Genomic DNA, 19286 nt, shown 5'->3' with positions numbered 1-19286 from the left:
TTTTCCGCGAAAACGGGTGCTTGGTGCTTATGCCCGATAACCGGAGGAATCGCGGGCCGAGGAGGCCCCAGAGCATCCGGTGTGAACATCGGATGCATTACCATGAAAATCCCCTCCCTCCCGAGTCTCATTGTCTTCGCCATCGTTCCCATCTTCCACTCCGCCGCCGCCGACCGCTTCTGGGACGGAGGCACCACCGATATCGCCACCAACGGTGATGGGGCCTCCACCTATAACACGGGTAACTGGAACACGACCGTCGTGAACTGGGACCAAGGCAGCGGCCTGGCCCATGTCGCCTGGAACAATGCCAGCCTCGACAATGCGGTGTTCGGCGGAACCATCTCCGGAAGCAAGACGGTCACGGTCAACGGCGGCGTGGAGGTCAACCAGATCCGGTTTATCGGTGGCAACACGTCGGGGGCCTATACGCTCGGTTCGACTTCCGATGCCATCAACACGATCAAGTTTTCCGGTAGCTACAATGAGGCGGCGAATCCAGGGATCGATGGCTCCGGCTCCTCCAATTCGACCATCGCCCAGAAGATCACCGGTGCCATCACAGGCGGGCTGATTATCAAACATGGCAGCAACATCACCACGCCGGGAAGTACGGGGCGTCTGAATCTCACCAACCAGACCAATGACTTCACAGGAGATGTGACGGTCCTCAGCGGCAACTTTGCGGCAGGCTCGGGGTGCGGGGTGGCTTCAAACCGGATTATCCTCAAGGGCGGATCGTTGTTTGTCAGCGGCGGAGGAGCGGGCACGACCACCAATACGCGTGCGGTGGAAGTGGCCTCCGCCAGTGGGATCTCCACCAGTGCGGTGACCTCAGGGCTCCAGACGCTCGATCTGACTGGAGCAATCACCGGTTCTTCCAATCTGACCCGCTATTCCAGCACGAGCGGATCGGCCACCTCCGAAGTCCGCTTTTCGGGAGATATGTCCGGCTACACCGGCACCTACGAAAGCACGGGGACGGCCGCTACCCTGACCACCGTCCAAACCACTGCCGCCAGCGCCGGCAAGTGGCAGATCACCGCCGGGACGATCACCTTCACCACCGCGGCCTCGCTCTATGGCGGCAGCGTTGGCTCGTGGACCAAGGAAAACATTGCCGCGAACAGTGGCGCCACCCTGGCCCTGAATGCAGGCGGAATTGGTGAGTTCAGCGAAAGCCAGGTCGCCACGCTGATTGCGAATCTAACCACCAACATCAACAACAACGGGCTGCGGGCGGGAGCCACGCTGCGCGTGAACATTGGTACCGGCAATGCGATCGGACTGGCCAACCTCGCCAACAGCACGGGAACCGGCAGTGGTGCGTTTGGGCTTGGTAAAACCGGCGCGGGCACACTCACGCTATCGGGCGGCAATACCTATACCGGCCAGACCGTCGTTCAGGGAGGGAGCTTTGTTTTTGACGGTGGAAGCCTGGATGCATCCGCCACCGCACCCGCTTCGCGCAGCTTCAACGTCGGCAGCGGCGGCAGTGCGGAGATCAAGAACAATGCCCAGATCACATTCGGTGGATGGGTGGGGCTCGGCTATTTCGACAACACCGGCACCGGCACGCTCACCCTCACCAGCGGCTCGTTGACCGTGAACGGAATCTCCGGCGGAACGCCGTCCGACCGCGGCCTGGTCATCGGGGAATACGCCGGCGACGCAGGCACCTTCAACATGAACAGTGGCACGTTGGCCGTTGGCAATGCAGCCGTCTATATCGGGCAGAACTCCGCCGCCGCTTGGAACATGGCCGGAGGCACGGCATCGGTGAAAAAGATCGCGCTGGGCTATAACAGCGCATCCGCCGGAACCCTCAACCTCACCGGCGGCACGCTGTCGGTCGGCAGCGGCGGCATCAGCAAAGGGAGCGGCACCGCCACGCTCAACATGGGTGGCGGCACCCTGTCATCCAGTGCTTCATGGAGTTCATCGCTGCCAATGAATCTCACAGGGACCAACGGCAACCTGTCCGCTTCAACCGCCCACACCATCACCTTGAGCGGCATCCTTTCTGGAACCGGCGGCCTGGGCAAGGCTGGCACCGGCACGTTGATTCTCTCCGGAGCCAATACCTACAGCGGCAACACCGATGTTTCCGGAGGAACCTTGCTCGCAAACAATACCACCGGCTTGGCCACTGGCACCGGGACGACCGTGGTCCATTCGACCACCATCTTGGGTGGCACCGGTACCATCGGCGCGGTGACGTTGGAATCCGGCAGCACCCTTGCCCCGGGGAATGGTGCGATCGGAGTATTGACCACCGGTGCGCTGACCCTTCCCGCCGGGGCCGTGCTGGCGTCTGAGATTGATACTTCCGGTCCCGTCGGCTCGGATCTCATCTCCGTGAATGGAGACGTGACGCTCGGCGGAACGCTCGGCCTCTCCGACCGGGCCGTCACGGCCGGGGCTGTTCCGGTCGGCACGAAGCTGACCCTGATCGCCTACACCGGCACGCTCACCGGCACCTTCAACGGCCTTGCGGAAAACGCTCCGGTCGCCATCGGCATCAACAACTTCATCATCCGCTATCACGACGGCCAGGCGGTGACCCTCGAGTCCACGGGCGCAAGCAGCTATTACATCGCATGGGCCAATTCGAAAGGTCTCGATGGCACCAGCAACGGTCCGGTGCAGGATCCGGACCACGATGGTCACAACAACCTCCATGAGTTCGCGTTCGATGGTGATCCGCTGTCAGGAGCGAATGACGGCCGGATCGTGACCAAGGTGGCTGCGGTGGGCGGGCTGAACGCGCTGACCCTCACCATGCCGGTGCGGACGGGCGCAAGCTTCCCCGATTTGGGGCCGGACGAACTGGTCTCCACCGCCCAGGATGGTGTGACCTATCACATCCAGGGTTCTGTTGATGTGACCAATTGGACCGGCAATTTCATCGATGTGAACGAGGTCACCAATCCGGCGGATGTGGCTGCGGTGCAGGGCACTCTGGCTGCGGACAAGCCGTTGCCCGGCGGCTGGACCTATCGTTCCTTCTACATTCCCGGTTCTGATCCGGCTGCAAATGTGAAGATCTTCATCCGGGCCAAGGTAACCGAATGAAGCCCTGAAATTCGTTTCCGTGGGTAAATAGATGCAATGTGAGCCGCTCCAGAGTTCGCTCTGGAGCGGTTTTCCCAAGGTGTGGCTCCGCCGCGGCTCCCGCGCGGGATGCCATTGGGTTCCGCCATTCCAAGCAACCGATCCTCATGTCAAAAGGCTCCCTCATCATCTTCGCATGGATGGCTGCCGCTGCATCAGCATGCGGTGCGTTCGTGACCGAGCGCACCATCGCCAGCCCCGGAGGAGGTGTGGTGTTCACATTGGAGCGGGATACCACTACCGGAGCCTTGCTCCATAGCGTGACCTCCGCAGGTCGTGTGGTGGTCACACGCGGAACCTTCGGGTTGGATCTGGGAAGTACGATTGGCATCGTAGCATCCCAAGGGGCACTGGGAGATGTCCAGGCAGCGGATGTGGATCTCACGTGGTCGAATCCTTTCGGGGAAGAGATGAACGTGCGGGATCGCTGCCGGCAGGAGACACTCTCGATTGTTCCGTCAGTGACGGGACAACCCGATGCAAAGATCCAGGTGAGGGCGTATGACACGGGGATCGCGTGGCGCTATCTGATCTCCGGCAGTGGCACGGTAGCCTCGGAGAAGTCCACGTTTCCGATGCCATCCTCCACCGTGGTGTGGACCTCCACCTCCGCGCAGGGGACGATCTCGAAGCAATCGCTTTCCGTGGCCAGCGGTTCGCTGGATCGTCCGGTGCTCGCGCAGCTCGCGTCCGACCTCTACGCCTCGCTGGGGGAGGCCGGTTTGGTCGATGGTGCGAGGATGAAGTTCACGCGCACCGGCACCTCGACCCTTTCCGCTTCGCTATCCAGCAGTGAGGCATTCACGGGTTTGTTCACCAGTCCATGGCGTTACGTGCGGGTCGGGTCTTCTCCCGCGGCGTTGCTTCAGGACAGCGCGTTCATGCTGAACCTGAACGAGCCGTCCAAGGTGGCGGACACCTCGTGGATCCAGCCAGGAAAGGTGCTCCGCGAGGTCACGCTCACCACGCAGGGCGGCCTGGCTTGCATCGACTTCGCCGCCGCGCATGACCTGCGATACATCCTCTTCGATGCCGGATGGTACGGGCCGGAGAATTCATCCTCATCGGATGCGACGACGGTGAACGTGGACCCGGCGCGTTCGCCCGGACCGCTCGATCTGCCGGCGGTGATCGCCTACGGAAAACAGAAAGGCGTCGGCGTGATTCTCTACGTCAACCAGATCGCCCTCACCCGGCAGCTCGACCAGATCCTGCCGCTCTACGAGTCGTGGGGCGTGGCGGGCATGAAGTTCGGTTTCGTCAATGTGGGCTCCCAATCGAACACCACCTGGCTTCACAACGCGGTGGCGAAATGCGCGGACCATCACCTCATTGTGGACATCCACGACGAATACCGCCCCACCGGCGTGTCGCGCACGTGGCCGAATCTTCTCACCCAGGAAGGTATCCGTGGTGATGAAGAAACCCCGAAGAACGCGGACGCGCTCAAGAGTCTCTTCACCCGCTGTCTCGCAGGGGCATCGGACCAGACCAACTGCTATTTTGCCAGCCGGGTGGCCACGATGGGTTCGCATGCGTCCCAACTGGCGAAGTCCGTTTGCATCTTCAGTCCGTGGCAAACGCTCTACTGGTATGACCGTCCGGCTGGTTCGCCCGGGAGTGCGGGTGCCGGAGGAGGAGTGTCCGTATTGCAGGAGGTGCCGGAACTATCGTTCTTCGATCGCCTGCCGACGACCTGGGATGAAAGCCGGATTCTCGATGGGCATCCGGACACACACGTGACGGTGGCACGGCGCAAGGGGACGACATGGTTTCTCGCGGGTCTGAATGGCAATACGGCGCGTACGTTCCAAGTGCCACTGACCTTTCTCGATTCCACCAAGGCGTATCGTGCGGAGGTGTTCCGGGATGATGGCTCCGTCGCGACCACCACGCAGGTGGCGATCGACATGCTCGATGTCGATGCGGGCGCCACGCTGGTTCGGAGTGTCGCAGCGGGGAATGGCTTCACCGTGATCCTCACCGAAAACGGGCTGCGGGAAGTGGTACCACCGACTCCGCCTCTCAGTTCGATGATCTTCAAGAAAGGGACGTCTCCCGGTTCCTCGGACGGTCTCGTCCACCTGAGCAACTATCAGGGCGTGCAGGATACCTCCTTGGTTCAGGAGACTCCCGGCAACAACTACGGTGGACGCGACACGCTCCTGGTTGGCGTGCTCGGCAGCGGCAAGGTGCGCTCCGGATTGACGAGGTTCGATCTGTCCGTGCTGGGAGGAAGGTATGCTTCCATCAAATCGATGACACTCCGCCTGCGCGTGGCGGCGGTGACGGATCTATCCGCCAGTTGTCAGGTGGGTGTCCAGTTGGAGCGGGAAGGAAATTCCGGATGGGTTGAGGGAAGTGCGAACGGGGCCGCGGTGTCCGGCACGTCGTGCTGGAACCATGCCGCGTCCACTGCCGGGGCCTGGCTGGGAGGAACCGCGGGCGCACGCACGGCCACCGATTGCTATGCCCAGCTCGGGTCCGCCACCCTCGATTCATCCATCGCACCGGTGGGCGCATGGATTGAAATCCCGTTGTCAGCACCCAGCGGAGTGTCCACCCGCGACTCGCTCACGAAGATCGTTGATTCATGGATCGCGGGCGGTGGCAGTGGCAACGCAGGGTTGCTGTTGACCTATGGCGCTCCCTATACAGGCGCGCCCCAGTGGCAATTCGCCAGCAGTGATCATACGAATGCGGATTGGCACCCGGAGCTCATCGTGGAGTATTTCCCTGCGGACCCCTATGGACAATGGGTGGCTCTCAAAGGCATTCCGATCGCTTCCGCCGGAACCGATGATGATCCGGATGGCGATGGCATTCCGAATGCGATCGAATGCGTGTTGGGCACGAATCCGCTGGTGCGCGATGACAGCACGAAACTGCCGACACTCACCATGGATGTGAACGGTCTGAGATACTCCTACCGATTGAGCGCTACAGGACCTTTCCTGCAACCGCAGGTCCAGTATTCGACCACGCTGGACGATTGGCAGTCTCTCGTGAGCGGACAATTCGGTGCTGCGTTCAACGAGGGTGCGCGCGATGCCAATGGAGTCTCGACCGTGGATGTGTCCTTGGAGCAACCACCGGCCGGGAAGATGTTTTTCCGCATCGCGGTGCCATGAGAGGTTGCGGCGGAGCCTGAACAAACGTTGCAGGAAGGGGGTTTCCGATGGACTCCCGCATGAAATGGCATGCAGGGTCCAAGCCATTCGTCATGATCTGGAACTTGTTTTGCATGCTGCTGCTTTCCGCCGCTTCCGCATCGGCGGCCGATTACGCGACCCTGCGCACCGTCAGAAGTCCGGGTGGGAGATCGGTCTTCACGCTGGAGAAGAACGAGACCACGGGAGAGCTCGTTTACGGTCTGACCTCCGGTGGCCGCACGGTGGTGAATCATGGCGACCTCGGGTTGGAGTTGCGCGGTGTCGGAGTTGTGGCCGCGCGCGGCACGCTTGGAAAGATGGATGCGAAGGACATCGATACGACCTGGTCGAACTCTTTCGGCGAAGCCTCTACCGTACAGGATCGCTGCCGTGAGGAAACGCTGCCGATCATTCCCACCGAAGCAGGGTTGCCTGAGGTGAAGCTTCAGGTGCGTGCGTATGACACGGGAGTCGCATGGCGATATCTTTTGGCGGGGGATGGCACCGTGACGGATGAAGCAACCTCATTCACTTTGCCGGAAGCTACGCAGGTGTGGACCTCCACGACCGCACAGGGCCCGATCACCAGGCAGTTGATCTCCGAGGTAAAGGGGCAGGTTGAGCGACCGCTGTTCGCCCAGCTCGCACCGGATCTCTTTGCTGCCATTGGCGAAGCCGGATTGGTCGATGGAGCGCGGATGAAGTTTGTGTCCGATGGCGCGGTGACGTTGCGCGCCAAGTTGGCGGGCGGCGTTGCTTTCACGGATTCCTTCACGAGCCCGTGGCGTTACGTGCGGGTGGGGGGCAGCCCGGCGGCGCTGTTGCAGGACAGCGGGTTCATCTTGAATTTGAACGAGCCTTCCAAGATCGCCGACATCTCATGGATTCGTCCCGGCAAGGTGATCCGCGAGGCGTCGCTCACCACGCAGGGCGGCAAGGCCTGCATCGATTTCGCCGCGGCGCACGGTTTGCAGCACATCCTCTTTGATGCGGGATGGTACGGACCGGAAGGCTCCGCTTCATCCGATGCCACGAAGGTGGATCTCGATCCCGCGCGCTCTCCCGGTCCGCTCGATCTCCAGATGGTGATCGCTTACGGAAAGCAAAAGGGCATCGGCGTGATCCTCTATGTGAACCAGATCGCGCTGACCCGGCAGATCGATGAGATCGCGCCGCTCTACCAATCGTGGGGCGCGGCGGGCATCAAGTTCGGCTTCGTCAAGGTCGGACCGCAGGGTGATACGGCATGGCTTCACAAGGCGGTGGCGAAGTGCGCGGAGCACAAGCTGATGGTGGACATCCACGATGAATACCGCCCCACCGGCGTCTCGCGCGCGTGGCCCAATCTTCTCACTCAGGAAGGCATCCGCGGCGATGAGGAAAGCGTGCCGAACATAGACGTGCTCAAGACGATCTTCACCCGCTGTCTCGCCGGAGCGGCGGATCAGACGAACTGCTACTTCGCGCCACGTGTCACGGAGAAGATGGGTTCGCATGCCTCGCAGCTTGCGAAGGCCGTATGCATCTTCAGCCCGTGGCAGATGCTTTACTGGTATGATCGTCCGATGGGTTCACCCGGCGTGGGTCAGGCAGGGCCGACCAAACCCGTGATCCAGGAAGTGCCGGAGCTTTCGTTCTTTGATCGCCTGCCAACGACCTGGGATGAAACGCGGGTGCTGGACGGCCATCCGGACACGCATGTCACCATCGCGCGTCGCAAGGGGGACGTCTGGTTTGTGGGTGGATTGAACGGAAACTCCGCACGCACGTTCGAGGTGCCGCTGGCTTTCCTTGATCCGGCGAAGACGTATCAGGCGGAGGTGTTTCGCGATGATCCTGCCGTGTCCACTCTCACTCACGTGGCCATCGACAAGCTGGAGGTGAATGCAAAGACGGTCCTCAAACGCGAGGTCGCAGCGGGCAACGGATTCGCCGTGATTCTCACGGCACGATGACCCCGCAAAGCAACCGCCTTTATTTCGTGCCAAGCCATGCCTTGGCCCAGCGTCGGCCGATCTCGATCTCCTGATCCGCGCTGTAGTGGATGGCATCCGCGAAGCCACTGTCGATGTCACTGACGGGAATGAACCGGACGAGAGGATCGGCGGCGGCACATGCCTTCATTCCCTCATTGACCTGGGCGACGCCCGCGCGTGGCTTGAGGGCTGGCATCTGGCCGTTGATCTCGGTGAGGAAGAAGCGCAGTTGCGGAGCGCCGAGGTCCACCCGCAAGTCGGCGATGAACCGCTTCATGTTCTCGCCATATCGCGCGGCTTCGCCACCGCCTGAATCCGTTTCACCCTGGAGCCAGAACAGGCCCTTCATCTGCGGTTCTAAGCCCTGCTTCTGCAGTTCCGCCAGCGAGGAACGGAAGTGGGCGAGCATCGCTTCGTAGTGGGGCTTCGCGGTTGGGTGGGCTTTGATGAAATTCTGTTCCAGGCCGGCGCTGCCGATCGCATACTTGATGATGGCGACACGTCCGTTGACTCCCTTGGCCAGATCGCTGCCGAGGGACAACTCCGGACCGAAGCCGCTGAAATATCCGCCGAAGCCAGCGCCCTGTACCCCGAGGAGCCCGATGGAGCCGGTGCAGTCGACTGGCTCGGGAAGGTTCCGTTCGCGGTATGCCAGCAGCGCACGCGAATCGGGGGTGTCTGCATAGTGCCGGTTGTTAGGGCTGAGCGCGGTCGCATCCGCCTTCCAGCCGTGGGCGTTCGATTGCCCCGCCACGAAAAAGACGTCCACCGGGCACTTGGTTGGACGGGTTGCGGCTGAAACCGCCATGAGGCGCACGTCGTCGAGATCGGCGTAGTCGTCGGCATCCGGTTTGCCAGGTTCCTGCGCAAGGGTGATGCGCAGGCTTTCGCCAAGTCCGGGTGGATTGGGACCGGTGGTGAAGCTGCGGGAGGTGGCGGCGAAGGAGCCGGGTTTCGCGATATTGTGATTCGCGCCGGTCCACGAACCGACGAGTGCGCCTGACGTGGTGTCGAGGACGATGCTGTAGCCGCCGAAGGCTCCCTTGAGGCGCGTGCCACTGGCCACGCTGAGGGTATAGGTGGTATTGGGTGCGAGTTTCTCGCCAAGGGTCTGCCGGATCGCTCCGTTCTTGAAAAAGAAGCATACCCGCGATCCTTCCGTGCCCGTGACGGCAGGGGGGTAGAAGTCCGGCTTTCCGGCAGCGGTCGATGCCTTCGGGTCCAGGAGTCCGCAAATGCCCCCGACGCCTTCCACATAGCTCCATCCCGAGGGGGCGGTGGCGCGGGCTTCGAAACTCGGGGCGTTTTCTCCTGCGATGGCGTCTGCCTCGAAGCCCGGGTTGACGATGGTGACAGGCCGTGCGGCGGCAGTGGTCGCAAGGACGAGCGGGATCAAGGCGGACAAGGATTTCACGGCTGGTGGCTACCGCGCGGCATCTCCTGTTCTTTCTTTTCAACAGATGATCCCGCTCATGGAAACATCGTGGGGCTCGGGAAAGATGTTGGCGGTGATCTGGAAGGGGAAGCAAACGCCGAGCTTGATCGTATCGGGCCGGGCGAGAGCCAGCATCCGATCGTAGAAGCCGCGGCCTCGGCCCAGCCGACCGCCGGAGTTTGTGAATGCGAGTCCCGGACAGAGGAATACATCGATGTCCCGGTGCGGCATCGTTGGCAGCGATGCCGCAGGCTCACGAATGCCGAAGGAGCCGGCCTCGAAATCAGCGGCGGTGTCCGCCACCGGATGAAACGTGAGATGCTCGCCACGAACGGTGGGGAAAACCCACATGCGTTCCGGATGTATGGCGACCAATGGCAGCAGATCGGGTTCTCCCGGCAGTGCGGCGAAGGAGGCGATCACGCGCGCCTCCGGATGCGCGTCCAGCCATGCGGAGATCGCCTCGCGGAGCACGGCTGAATCGCCCGGTATCTCACGGAGACGCCGCCGCATTTCGGTGCGGAGCGCGGATTTGTTCGGGAATGTCTCGGGATTTGCCACTTGCCAAGCGCCGGAGCGCTTTCGAGGTTATCGGCCATGAGGGGTGCGTGGCAAGCTGCGGTCGTGTTGATGGCTCTCGCGTCGGTGTCCGGCGCCGAGGAGGCAAAGCCGTTTACCTGGGCTCCGCCGAAGGTGGGGAAGGGGATGTTCACCAATGACCTCGGCATGCTCGACAGCGAGCGTGAGGACTACGCCACCAACCTCGCCAGTTATGCCACCAACCGCGTGATCCAGGCGAAGGCTTCGCCCACTTCCCTTGAGGAAGCCCGCCGTTTGCTGGCGGTGGCGCTGCATCTTTCTCCGCGCAACCGCAAGGCGCTGGTCACCACCTTCCAGCTTGGCAAGGGCGTGATCCCGGATGCGGCCACCGGTGATTACAGCCCGCAGGTGCTCGCCCGTCTGCTGATCACCCGCGGCCAGTTGCTCCAGAAGCAGGGCGGCGACGAGAACTCCCAGCTTTCCCGGATTTTCATCGAACTGGCGGCCGGCATGGACCCGAAGAACGAGGACGCCGTGTACGCCAGCGAGACCCAGCGGCTCGACAAGGGCCCGGTCGATTGGGTTGCCGTCACCGATTACAAGCCGAAGGAAAAGCCCGCCGAAGGGCAGACTCCCTGATACCGCCATGGGCCGGGAGATCGAGCGCAAGTTTCTGGTGACCGGCTCCGGATGGAATCACGGCGCGACCGGTAAGCGGATGACTCAGGGGTACCTGAGCCTCGATCCGGACCGCACCGTTCGCGTGCGTCTTGCCGGGGATGAAGCGTGGCTCACCATCAAGGGCCGCGCGCAGGGACTGGTGCGGCAGGAATTCGAATACACCATCCCGGCACATGAGGCGCGGGAACTGCTGGCGCTTTGCACCGGCGCGGTGATCGATAAGATCCGCTACCGCGTCGGCTACGCCGGGCATGTGTGGGAAGTGGACGTTTTCCATGGCGACAATGACGGCCTGATCGTCGCCGAGATCGAGATGGACTCGGAGGACGTGAAAGTCCCGCTGCCGGAGTGGGTGGGGGACGAGGTTTCCGACGATCCGCGCTACCTGAACTCCCACCTCGTCCGGATGCCGTTCAAGGAGTGGTAGGGACATAGGGAAGAGACCGGACTGCAGATTTCGCAGATGGCTCTGGTTTTTAAAGCGCCTCTTGGTCCATTCGATCTGCGGAATCCGCGTCATCTGCGGTCCCTCTCTTCATCCGTTCAATTCGTGTAATCCGTGGTCCCAATGCCCGGGGTATTCCGGAAATCCCGTATGAATGTCGCAGCCTAAGTGGCTTGCCAGCCGGAGTTCCGCCGCTACGCTCCCCACCCCGCATGAAAATCTGGCTCGATGGCAACCTGGTGGATGAATCCGAAGCGAAAATCTCCGTGTTTGACCACGCGGTCCTCTACGGGGACGGCGTCTTCGAAGGCATCCGCATTTACAACGGCCGCGTCTTCCGTCTGGAAGAGCACATCCGCCGCCTGTTCGACTCCGCCAAGGCCATCGTGCTGACCATCCCGTGGACCTACGAAGAGGTCATCAAGGCCACCGTTGAGACCGTGGCGGCGAACGGCCTGAAGGATGGCTACATCCGCCTCGTGGTCACCCGCGGCACCGGCGGTCTGGGCCTGAACCCCTATCTTTGTCCGAAGGCGTCGATGTTCATCATCGCCTCCACCATCCAGCTTTACCCCAAGGAGCACTACGACAACGGCCTCGCGCTGATCACCTGCGCCACCCGCCGTCCGGCTCCGGCCGCCCTGATGCCGCAGGTCAAGTCGCTGAACTACCTGAACAACATCATGGCGAAGATCGAGGCGATCCAGGCCAACGCCCTCGAAGCCATCATGCTCAACGAGCAGGGCTACGTGGCCGAGTGCACAGGCGACAATATTTTCCTCCTGAAGAACGGCGTGCTGCTCACCCCGCTGATCTCGGACGGCGGCCTCGATGGCATCACCCGCTCGGTGATCCTCCAGGTGGCTGGCAAGTTGGGCGTCGAGGTCCGCGAGCAGTCGCTGACCCGCTACGACATTTTCATCGCGGACGAGTGTTTCCTCACCGGCACCGCCGCCGAGGTGGTCCCCGTGATCTCGCTGGACCGCCGCCAGATCGGCGATGGCAAGCCCGGCCCGCTCACCAAGCGCTTCATCGAAGCCTTCCGTGAGGAGGCGAATTCGACCGGAACGCCGGTTTACTGAGCCTTTCCGGCTCCCGGAATGCTAAAAACCCTCACCCTGCGCGAAGTTTTCATTTCGCATCGGGCTCAGGGGGTTTTAGCTTCTCTCAGGCATGGTCTGCGACTTCTGCGACAAAAAAGCATCCGTTTTCCTTACGCAACTCGTTGACGGGCAGATGAAAAAGGTCTGTCTGTGTGAGTCGTGCGCGCAGGAGCGCGGGGTGACCGACCCCACGGGATTCTCGCTGGCGGATGCCCTGCTCGGTGGAATGCCCGGTCAAAAGACGGTCGTGACCCAGACCCACGCTCCGGTCACCGCGGGCGGCGGGAAGCAATGTCCGGCCTGTGGATTCACACTGGAAGACCTCCGCCGCGTGCGCCGGTTCGGCTGCAGCGAGTGCTACAAGACCTTCAACGACGAGTTGACCGGCATTCTCCGTGGCATGCACAAGGGCAGCCTGCACGTCGGCAAGGTGCCGAAGGGCCTCATGGAGCAGCAGGTCCGTGACCAGCGGCTGGAGGAGTTGCGCGCCCGCCTCGACCAGGCCGTGGCCGCCGAGAATTACGAGGAGGCCGCCGGCTTGCGGGATGAAATCCGCCAGATCGAGCTTCACACCGGCATTTCCGGTTGATGGCACGCTTTCCGCTATTACACCCCTGACCCTCTGTTCCGCATATGATGCGTTTCTCCACGCTGATCAAGTATCCCGCCGATTGGATGACCGGCGCGAATGCCGACAACAGCGTCGTTCTCACCTCCCGCATCCGGCTCGCCCGCAACCTGCGTGACGAGCCGTTCCCTGGCTGGGCCACCCGCGAGCAACGCGCCGCCACGCTGGAGGAGTTGCGTCCCGCCGTGGAAGGACTGGCCCCGATGAAGGACGGCTTTTCCCAGACGCTCAGCGATCTCAGCTCCGTGCAGAAGCAGGTGCTGGTGGAGCGCCACCTGATTTCCCGCGAGCACGCCGCCCGTGGTGATGGCTCCGCCGCCGTGATCGAGCGCCGCCAGATGTACAGCCTCATGTTGAATGAGGAGGATCATCTCCGCATGCAGGCGATCCGTCCGGGCCTCGAACTCCGCGAGGCGTATGAGGGGCTCTCCGCCTTGGACGATGAACTCGCCCAGGCGCTGCCCTATGCCTTCGACCCGAAGCTGGGTTATCTCACCACCTGCCCGACCAATCTCGGCACCGGTCTGCGCGCTTCCGCCATGCTTCATCTGCCCGGCCTCGTCCTCAGCGACCAGATCGGCCAGGTCCTCCAGGCTGTGAACAAGATTGGTCTGGCGGTGCGCGGCATCTATGGAGAGGGCACCGAATCGCTTGGAAATTTGTACCAAATTTCCAATCAGTCCACGTTGGGCGAGAGTGAAGATACCATCATCCGGCGTCTTGAGCGAGTGATCTCACAGGTCGCCGAGCATGAGCGGAACGCCCGCGAGAAGCTGTTGGAGGATGATCCGGACATGGTCGCGGACAAGATCGGCCGCGCATACGGCGTGTTGCGCCATGCGTGGGTCATTGATTCCAAGGAAGCTCTGAATCACGTCTCGCTGCTGCGCCTTGGCTCCGACCTCGGCTTCTTTACAAACGACACGATGCGTCTTGCGGACGCGCTGCTGATGGACATCCAGCCGGCGCATCTTCAATTGCACAGCGGACGCAAGCTTTCGCCCGAGGAGCGTGATGCAATTCGCGCGGAAATCATTCGCTCCCGGTTGCATTCTCTTCCACCCCCTGATATTCGTCCTACAACCAGAAACGGGGACAATCCCAACACCCCCGAAACTTCCGGCGACGCATGAACAACTTCACCCCACGCGCCCAACAGGTCCTTGCGCTCGCGCGCAAGGAAGCGGACCGCTTCAACCACTCCTATGTCGGCACCGAGCACCTGTTGCTCGGGCTGATCAAGCTGGGCCAGGGAGTGGCGGTCAATGTTCTCGAACGAATGGGTCTCGACCTCGAAACCGTCCGCATGGAGGTGGAGAAAGAGGTCGGCTCCGGCGCGCCCCAGAAGGCTCCCGGAAACATCCCCTACACCCCGCGCGTGAAGAAGGTGCTGGCGCTGGCCAACAAGGAGGCCAAGGCGCTCAACCATTCCTACGTGGGCACCGAGCACCTGCTGCTCGGCCTGCTCCGCGAGGGCGAGGGCGTGGCCGCCCGCGTCCTGAAGCGGCTGGACGTGGACATCCAGCGCACCCGCAACGAGATTCTCGCCGAGATCGATCCGAACTTCTCGCCTGATCATGAAGATGATGACGACGAGATCGAGGACGACGACGGTCCTTTCGAAGAGGAGGAAGAAGTGAAGAGCGAATCCGAAGCGCCCGAAACGGAAGGCAAGTCGAAGACTCCCGCCCTCCGCGCGTTCGGCCGCGACCTCACCAAGCTCGCCCGCGAAGGCGGACTCGATCCGGTCATCGGCCGTGAGCCGGAGATCGAGCGTGTCATCCAGATCCTGTGCCGCCGCACCAAGAACAACCCGGTGCTCGTCGGTGAGGCCGGCGTTGGCAAGACCGCCATCGTGGAAGGCCTCGCCCAGGAGATCGCCTCGGGCAATGTGCCGGAAATCCTGCGCGACAAAAAGGTCGTGACGCTCGACCTCGCCCTCATGGTGGCAGGCACGAAGTACCGCGGCCAGTTTGAGGAGCGTATCAAGGCGGTGATGGACGAGATCCGCAAGGTGAAGAACGTCATCCTCTTCATCGACGAGTTGCACACCATCGTGGGTGCCGGTTCGGCGGAAGGCGCGATGGATGCCTCGAACATCATCAAGCCCGCGCTTTCCCGCTCGGAGCTCCAGGTCGTCGGCGCGACCACCCTCAACGAGTACCGCAAGTACATCGAGAAGGATGCCGCGCTTGAGCGCCGCTTCCAGCAGGTCAAGGTGGACGAGCCCTCCGTGGACGATGCCATCAAGATCATGCAGGGCCTGCAGGAGAAGTACGAGACCCACCACAAGGCCCGGTTCACCCCGGAAGCCGTGGAGGCCTCCGTCCGCCTCACCTCGCGCTACCTCACCGGACGCTTCCTGCCGGACAAGGCCATCGACGTGCTCGATGAAGCCGGAGCCCGCGCGCGTATCGGCCAGATGACCCGCCCGCCGGAGATCAAGCAACTCGAGGCGAACATCGAGCAGATCAACCGCGACAAGGTTGCCGCCATCAGTGAGCAGGACTTCGAGAAAGCCGCCGCGCTCCGCGATTCGGAAAAGCACGCCAAAAAGGAACTTGAGGACACCCTCAAGAACTGGCGCGCCAAGTCCGAGGAAACCGTCGTCACCGTCACCGATGATGACATCATGGCCGTCGTCTCGAAGTGGACCGGCGTCCCGCTCCGCCGCATGGAGGAGAAGGAAACCGAGAAGCTCCTCAAGATGGAGTCCGAGCTCCAGGGCCGCGTGATCGGCCAGGACGAGGCGGTCAAGGCGATCTCCAAGGCGCTGCGCCGCTCGCGTGCCGACCTCAAGGACCCGCGCCGCCCGATCGGTTCGTTCCTGTTCCTCGGCCCGACCGGTGTCGGCAAGACCTATCTGGCCCGCAACCTCGCCGAGTTCATGTTCGGCGATGCGGATGCGCTTATCCAGATCGACATGTCCGAGTACATGGAGAAATTCACCTCCAGCCGCCTCATCGGCTCGCCTCCGGGCTACGTCGGCTATGAGGAAGGTGGCCAGCTTTCCGAAGCCGTCCGCCGCCGCCCGTACTCGGTCGTGCTCTTCGACGAAGTCGAGAAGGCGCACCCGGATGTGATGAACCTCCTGCTCCAGATCCTGGAGGAAGGCATGGTCACCGACTCGCTGGGCCGCAAGATCGACTTCCGCAACACGATCATCATCCTGACCTCCAACGTCGGGGCCTCGTCCATCAAGCGCCAGACCACCCTTGGTTTCGGTGCCATGACCTCGGACGAAGCCGACTTCGAAGGCATGAAGGAGAAGATCATGGAGGAGTCGAAGCGCTACTTCAAACCGGAGTTCCTCAACCGCCTCGATGACCTCGTGGTCTTCCACATGCTCGAGAAGAAGGATCTCTCGCAGATCGTCGATCTCGAAGTCAGCAAGCTGGTCAAGCGTCTCAAGGAAAAGGACATGATCATGGAGCTCACCGAAGGTGCCCGCGACCTGCTCATCGTGAAGGGTTACGATCCGTCCTACGGCGCGCGTCCGATGCGCCGTGCGGTGGAGCGCTACCTGGAAGACCCGCTGGCCGAAGCGTTGCTCCGCGGCGACATCAAGGCTGGCGACACCGTCCAGGTGGTCCGCCGTGGCGAGACCGACGAACTCCTGTTCCTCCCGGTCGAAGCCAAATCCGCTCCGGACGAAGCCAACGTGCCGATGCCATAACGTGGCGGCGGTTTCCAACCGCCAAGCGTCTTCTACCATCTGCGAACCGGCCGGAGGGAACTCCGGCCGGTTTTTTGTTTCCCCTCGAAAAATCCGAAAAAAATCCATTGACCAAGCAGGCCGGTCTCTGCCTATAGCCCCGGCGTCGCGACGACCAAGGCGGTCCGACCGAAGAGCCTCCAGGTTTATTGGGTTTTTCCTGAGGTTTATCGGTCGGGCCGCTTCTTTTTAGGTGGGCGTTTCAGAAGGTAGGGAAGCCTCGCCGAGGCGTCCGGGGAGCGATGGAGGGATGGCGGATGAAGCATCGTCCCCCAACAATCTTCAAGGGTGGGCCATGAATCGCGAGCGGAGTTTCAGACCCGGCGCTCTCGGCGAGATCGCCCTACCTCTGGAGGCGGGCTCATTACGTCGGGGACTTCATTCCAACCCTCTTTGGCAAACCTCATCGGGTGGAAAATGTCGCTGGAAAAATAATCGATAAAGTGGTCCCGGATCTGCGTATAGTCCTGTGTCGCGACACACAAGGCGGTCCGGCCGAAGAGCCTCCAGGTTTAATGGGTTTTTCCTGAGGTTTATCGGTCGGGCCGCTTCCTTTTCCCACCTCCTGATAGGAGCGATTGTCAATTTATCCCGATATTGCATTTCGGCGCGCTTGCTCACCAAGATTCGCTCCGATGCTGACTGCGGGACAGAGTTATGAGATGACCGTTGCTTCCAATAGCTCGAAACTTCGGGAGAGACTGAAGGCTTCGACGCCTTGCCACGTGGCTCTTGAGTTGGAAAAGGATGGTTGGTCCCGCGAGTGGGCCTGCGCAGCGGTGCGGGAGATCGAGGTGAAATATAATCCGGCGGGCCTGCGGGATGGCGCGTTGTTGAACCAGAAGCTGAGGGATCACTTCCAGTTCCGGCTTTTCGCGGGCATCGGTTTGTTTGCGATCGGCTTGGTGGTGACGGTTGCCACGCTGGTCAGCGCGTTGAATTTCGGCGGATGGATCGTGGTGACCTTCGGTTCGATCATTTCGGGGGCGGGGATGGCTGTCACTTCGTTCCAAAGATTGAAACGTTATCCTGACCGGCCGCTACCGGTCTATTTCCAGCCCCGGGATCCGAAGGTGGATGATCCGGGATCGTTTTGAGTGACTGGGGGTGTCAGGGAGGCCCGAAGTAATCCCCGCCCGAAGTCTCACGACATCGGCTACCAAAGGAAGAGCCACGAATGTCCGACCCCTCGTTCTCCGGGGTTGCGTCTTCCGTCGCTTTCCCGGAAAACCGGCCCGGATGAAAATTCTGGTTGTTGGCAAAGGCGGGCGTGAACACGCGCTGGTTCGCGCGTTGGCGGAATCCCCGGGGGCTCCGGAGCTGTTCTGCTTCCCGGGCAGCGATGCGATCTTGGAAATCGCCCGGCCCGTCCCCGCCGATGGCCTCGAATCCCTCGTCGGGTGGATGAAGGCCAATGCCATCGACCTCTGCGTGGCCGGTGAGGAAAGCTATCTCGTGAAAAACGAGGGCCTCGCCAATCTCTGCGAGCAGGCAGGCATCCCGTGCTGGGGACCGCACAAACAGTCCGCCCAGCTTGAGGCCAGCAAGGAGTTCGCGAAGCAGTTCCTGTTCCGCCACAAGATTCCGACAGCCGCGGTCACGGTGGTGGACACCATCGAGGAAGCTCGCGCCGCCATCAACGGCGTCTACCCGACCGTGCTGAAGTTCGATGGCCTCGCCGCGGGCAAGGGCGTGGCGGTTTGTCCGGATGAAGCATCCGCGGAGGAGTTCCTGAAGGAAGTGCTGGTCGAGCGCCGCTTTGGCGAAGGCCGCCTTCTGGTCGAGGAATGCCTGACCGGCCCGGAAGTTTCCATCTTTGCCGCCGTGGTGGATGACGGCTTCCTGATTTTCACCCCGGCGCGCGATTACAAGCGCATCGGAGAAGGGGACGCCGGTCCGAACACCGGTGGCATGGGCGCGGTCGCCAGCCGCCGACTGATCGACGTCCACCTGCTCGAAACCATCGAGCGCGACATCGTTTCCCCCACCGTGCTCGGCTTGCGTCACGATGGCCTGCCCTACCGCGGCTTCCTCTACTTCGGCCTGATGCTCACTCCGCAGGGGCCGAAGGTGATCGAATACAACTGCCGCTTCGGCGATCCGGAGTGCCAGGCGGTGATGCCGCTGGTGTCCGGGGATCTCGCGGGCTTCTGCCTCGCGGGCGCGAAGGGCGAACTGGCCCCGGAGCTGATCCGCTTCAGCGAGGGCTGGAGCGTGTGCGTGATCCTCGCTTCCGCCGGTTATCCGGAAAGCTCCCACAGCGGCGACCGCATCAGCGGCCTCGATTTCGTGGATGGCGCGCGCGTTTACCATGCCGGCACCCGCAAGACCTGCGAGGGCGATTGGGAGACGAATGGCGGCCGCGTGCTCGCCGTGGTGGCCGGGGCGGAGTCCCGCGAGGAGGCCGTAAGCAGGGCCCACGCCGCCACCGATCTCGTCACGTTCCCCGGCTCGCAACGCCGCCGGGACATCGGCATCATGCATTTCGAATGATTTC

13 protein-coding genes are annotated in these 19286 nt (G+C 62.1%); 11 read left to right on the top strand and 2 right to left on the bottom strand.

The window, feature by feature from the left end:
* Positions 1–102: 102 nt before the first annotated feature.
* From KBB96_RS11610 to KBB96_RS11600, 3 genes are all read left to right on the top strand, one after another.
* A complete protein-coding gene (locus tag KBB96_RS11610; RefSeq protein ID WP_211629608.1) occupies positions 103–3075 on the top strand; it encodes a beta strand repeat-containing protein in 2973 nt (990 codons plus the stop codon).
* A 146-nt stretch (positions 3076–3221) separates the two neighbouring features.
* Positions 3222–6245: a glycoside hydrolase family 97 catalytic domain-containing protein gene (locus KBB96_RS11605; RefSeq protein WP_211629607.1), complete on the top strand. Its 3024-nt coding sequence runs from the start codon at positions 3222–3224 to the stop codon at positions 6243–6245.
* Between the two features lie 113 nt (positions 6246–6358).
* Complete coding sequence (locus KBB96_RS11600; RefSeq protein WP_211629606.1) at positions 6359–8221, top strand: glycoside hydrolase family 97 protein; 1863 nt, start codon at positions 6359–6361, stop codon at positions 8219–8221.
* 19 nt (positions 8222–8240) lie between these two features.
* Here KBB96_RS11600 and KBB96_RS11595 read toward each other — a convergent pair whose 3' ends face one another.
* Positions 8241–9656 (bottom strand): sialate O-acetylesterase, encoded by a 1416-nt coding sequence (locus KBB96_RS11595; RefSeq protein ID WP_211629605.1) that lies wholly within the window; start codon positions 9654–9656, stop codon positions 8241–8243.
* A gap of 39 nt (positions 9657–9695) precedes the next feature.
* Positions 9696–10238, bottom strand: coding sequence for a 5-formyltetrahydrofolate cyclo-ligase (locus KBB96_RS11590; RefSeq protein ID WP_226373529.1), 543 nt, complete (start codon positions 10236–10238; stop codon positions 9696–9698).
* A gap of 69 nt (positions 10239–10307) precedes the next feature.
* Between KBB96_RS11590 and KBB96_RS11585 the strand changes: the two genes are divergently transcribed.
* The 8 genes from KBB96_RS11585 (at position 10308) to purD (ending at position 19282) form a co-directional block, all read left to right on the top strand.
* Positions 10308–10856: a hypothetical protein gene (locus KBB96_RS11585; protein ID WP_211629603.1), complete on the top strand. Its 549-nt coding sequence runs from the start codon at positions 10308–10310 to the stop codon at positions 10854–10856.
* Between the two features lie 7 nt (positions 10857–10863).
* Complete coding sequence (locus KBB96_RS11580; protein ID WP_211629602.1) at positions 10864–11325, top strand: CYTH domain-containing protein; 462 nt, start codon at positions 10864–10866, stop codon at positions 11323–11325.
* Between the two features lie 230 nt (positions 11326–11555).
* Positions 11556–12425 carry a branched-chain-amino-acid transaminase gene (gene ilvE / locus KBB96_RS11575; protein ID WP_211629601.1) on the top strand — a complete coding sequence of 290 codons (870 nt, stop codon included), beginning with the start codon at positions 11556–11558 and terminating at the stop codon, positions 12423–12425.
* A 154-nt stretch (positions 12426–12579) separates the two neighbouring features.
* Positions 12580–13035, top strand: a complete 456-nt coding sequence (locus KBB96_RS11570; RefSeq protein WP_211629600.1) for a UvrB/UvrC motif-containing protein — start codon at positions 12580–12582, stop codon at positions 13033–13035.
* A gap of 44 nt (positions 13036–13079) precedes the next feature.
* Positions 13080–14207: a protein arginine kinase gene (locus KBB96_RS11565; protein WP_226373528.1), complete on the top strand. Its 1128-nt coding sequence runs from the start codon at positions 13080–13082 to the stop codon at positions 14205–14207.
* The gene (locus KBB96_RS11560) at positions 14204–16750 is read left to right on the top strand and encodes an ATP-dependent Clp protease ATP-binding subunit (RefSeq protein ID WP_211629599.1); all 2547 of its coding nucleotides are present in this window, start codon (positions 14204–14206) and stop codon (positions 16748–16750) included. Before KBB96_RS11565 ends, KBB96_RS11560 begins: the two co-directional genes overlap by 4 nt.
* Before the next feature lie 764 nt (positions 16751–17514).
* Positions 17515–17886 (top strand): hypothetical protein, encoded by a 372-nt coding sequence (locus KBB96_RS11555; protein WP_211629598.1) that lies wholly within the window; start codon positions 17515–17517, stop codon positions 17884–17886.
* 142 nt (positions 17887–18028) lie between these two features.
* Entirely contained in the window at positions 18029–19282 is a 1254-nt protein-coding gene (gene purD / locus KBB96_RS11550; protein WP_211629597.1) for a phosphoribosylamine--glycine ligase, read from the top strand.
* Positions 19283–19286: the final 4 nt, after the last annotated feature.

This window comes from Luteolibacter ambystomatis (assembly GCF_018137965.1).
GTDB classification, from domain to species: domain Bacteria; phylum Verrucomicrobiota; class Verrucomicrobiia; order Verrucomicrobiales; family Akkermansiaceae; genus Luteolibacter; species Luteolibacter ambystomatis.
This window is presented reverse-complemented; position numbering and strand designations above follow the sequence as displayed.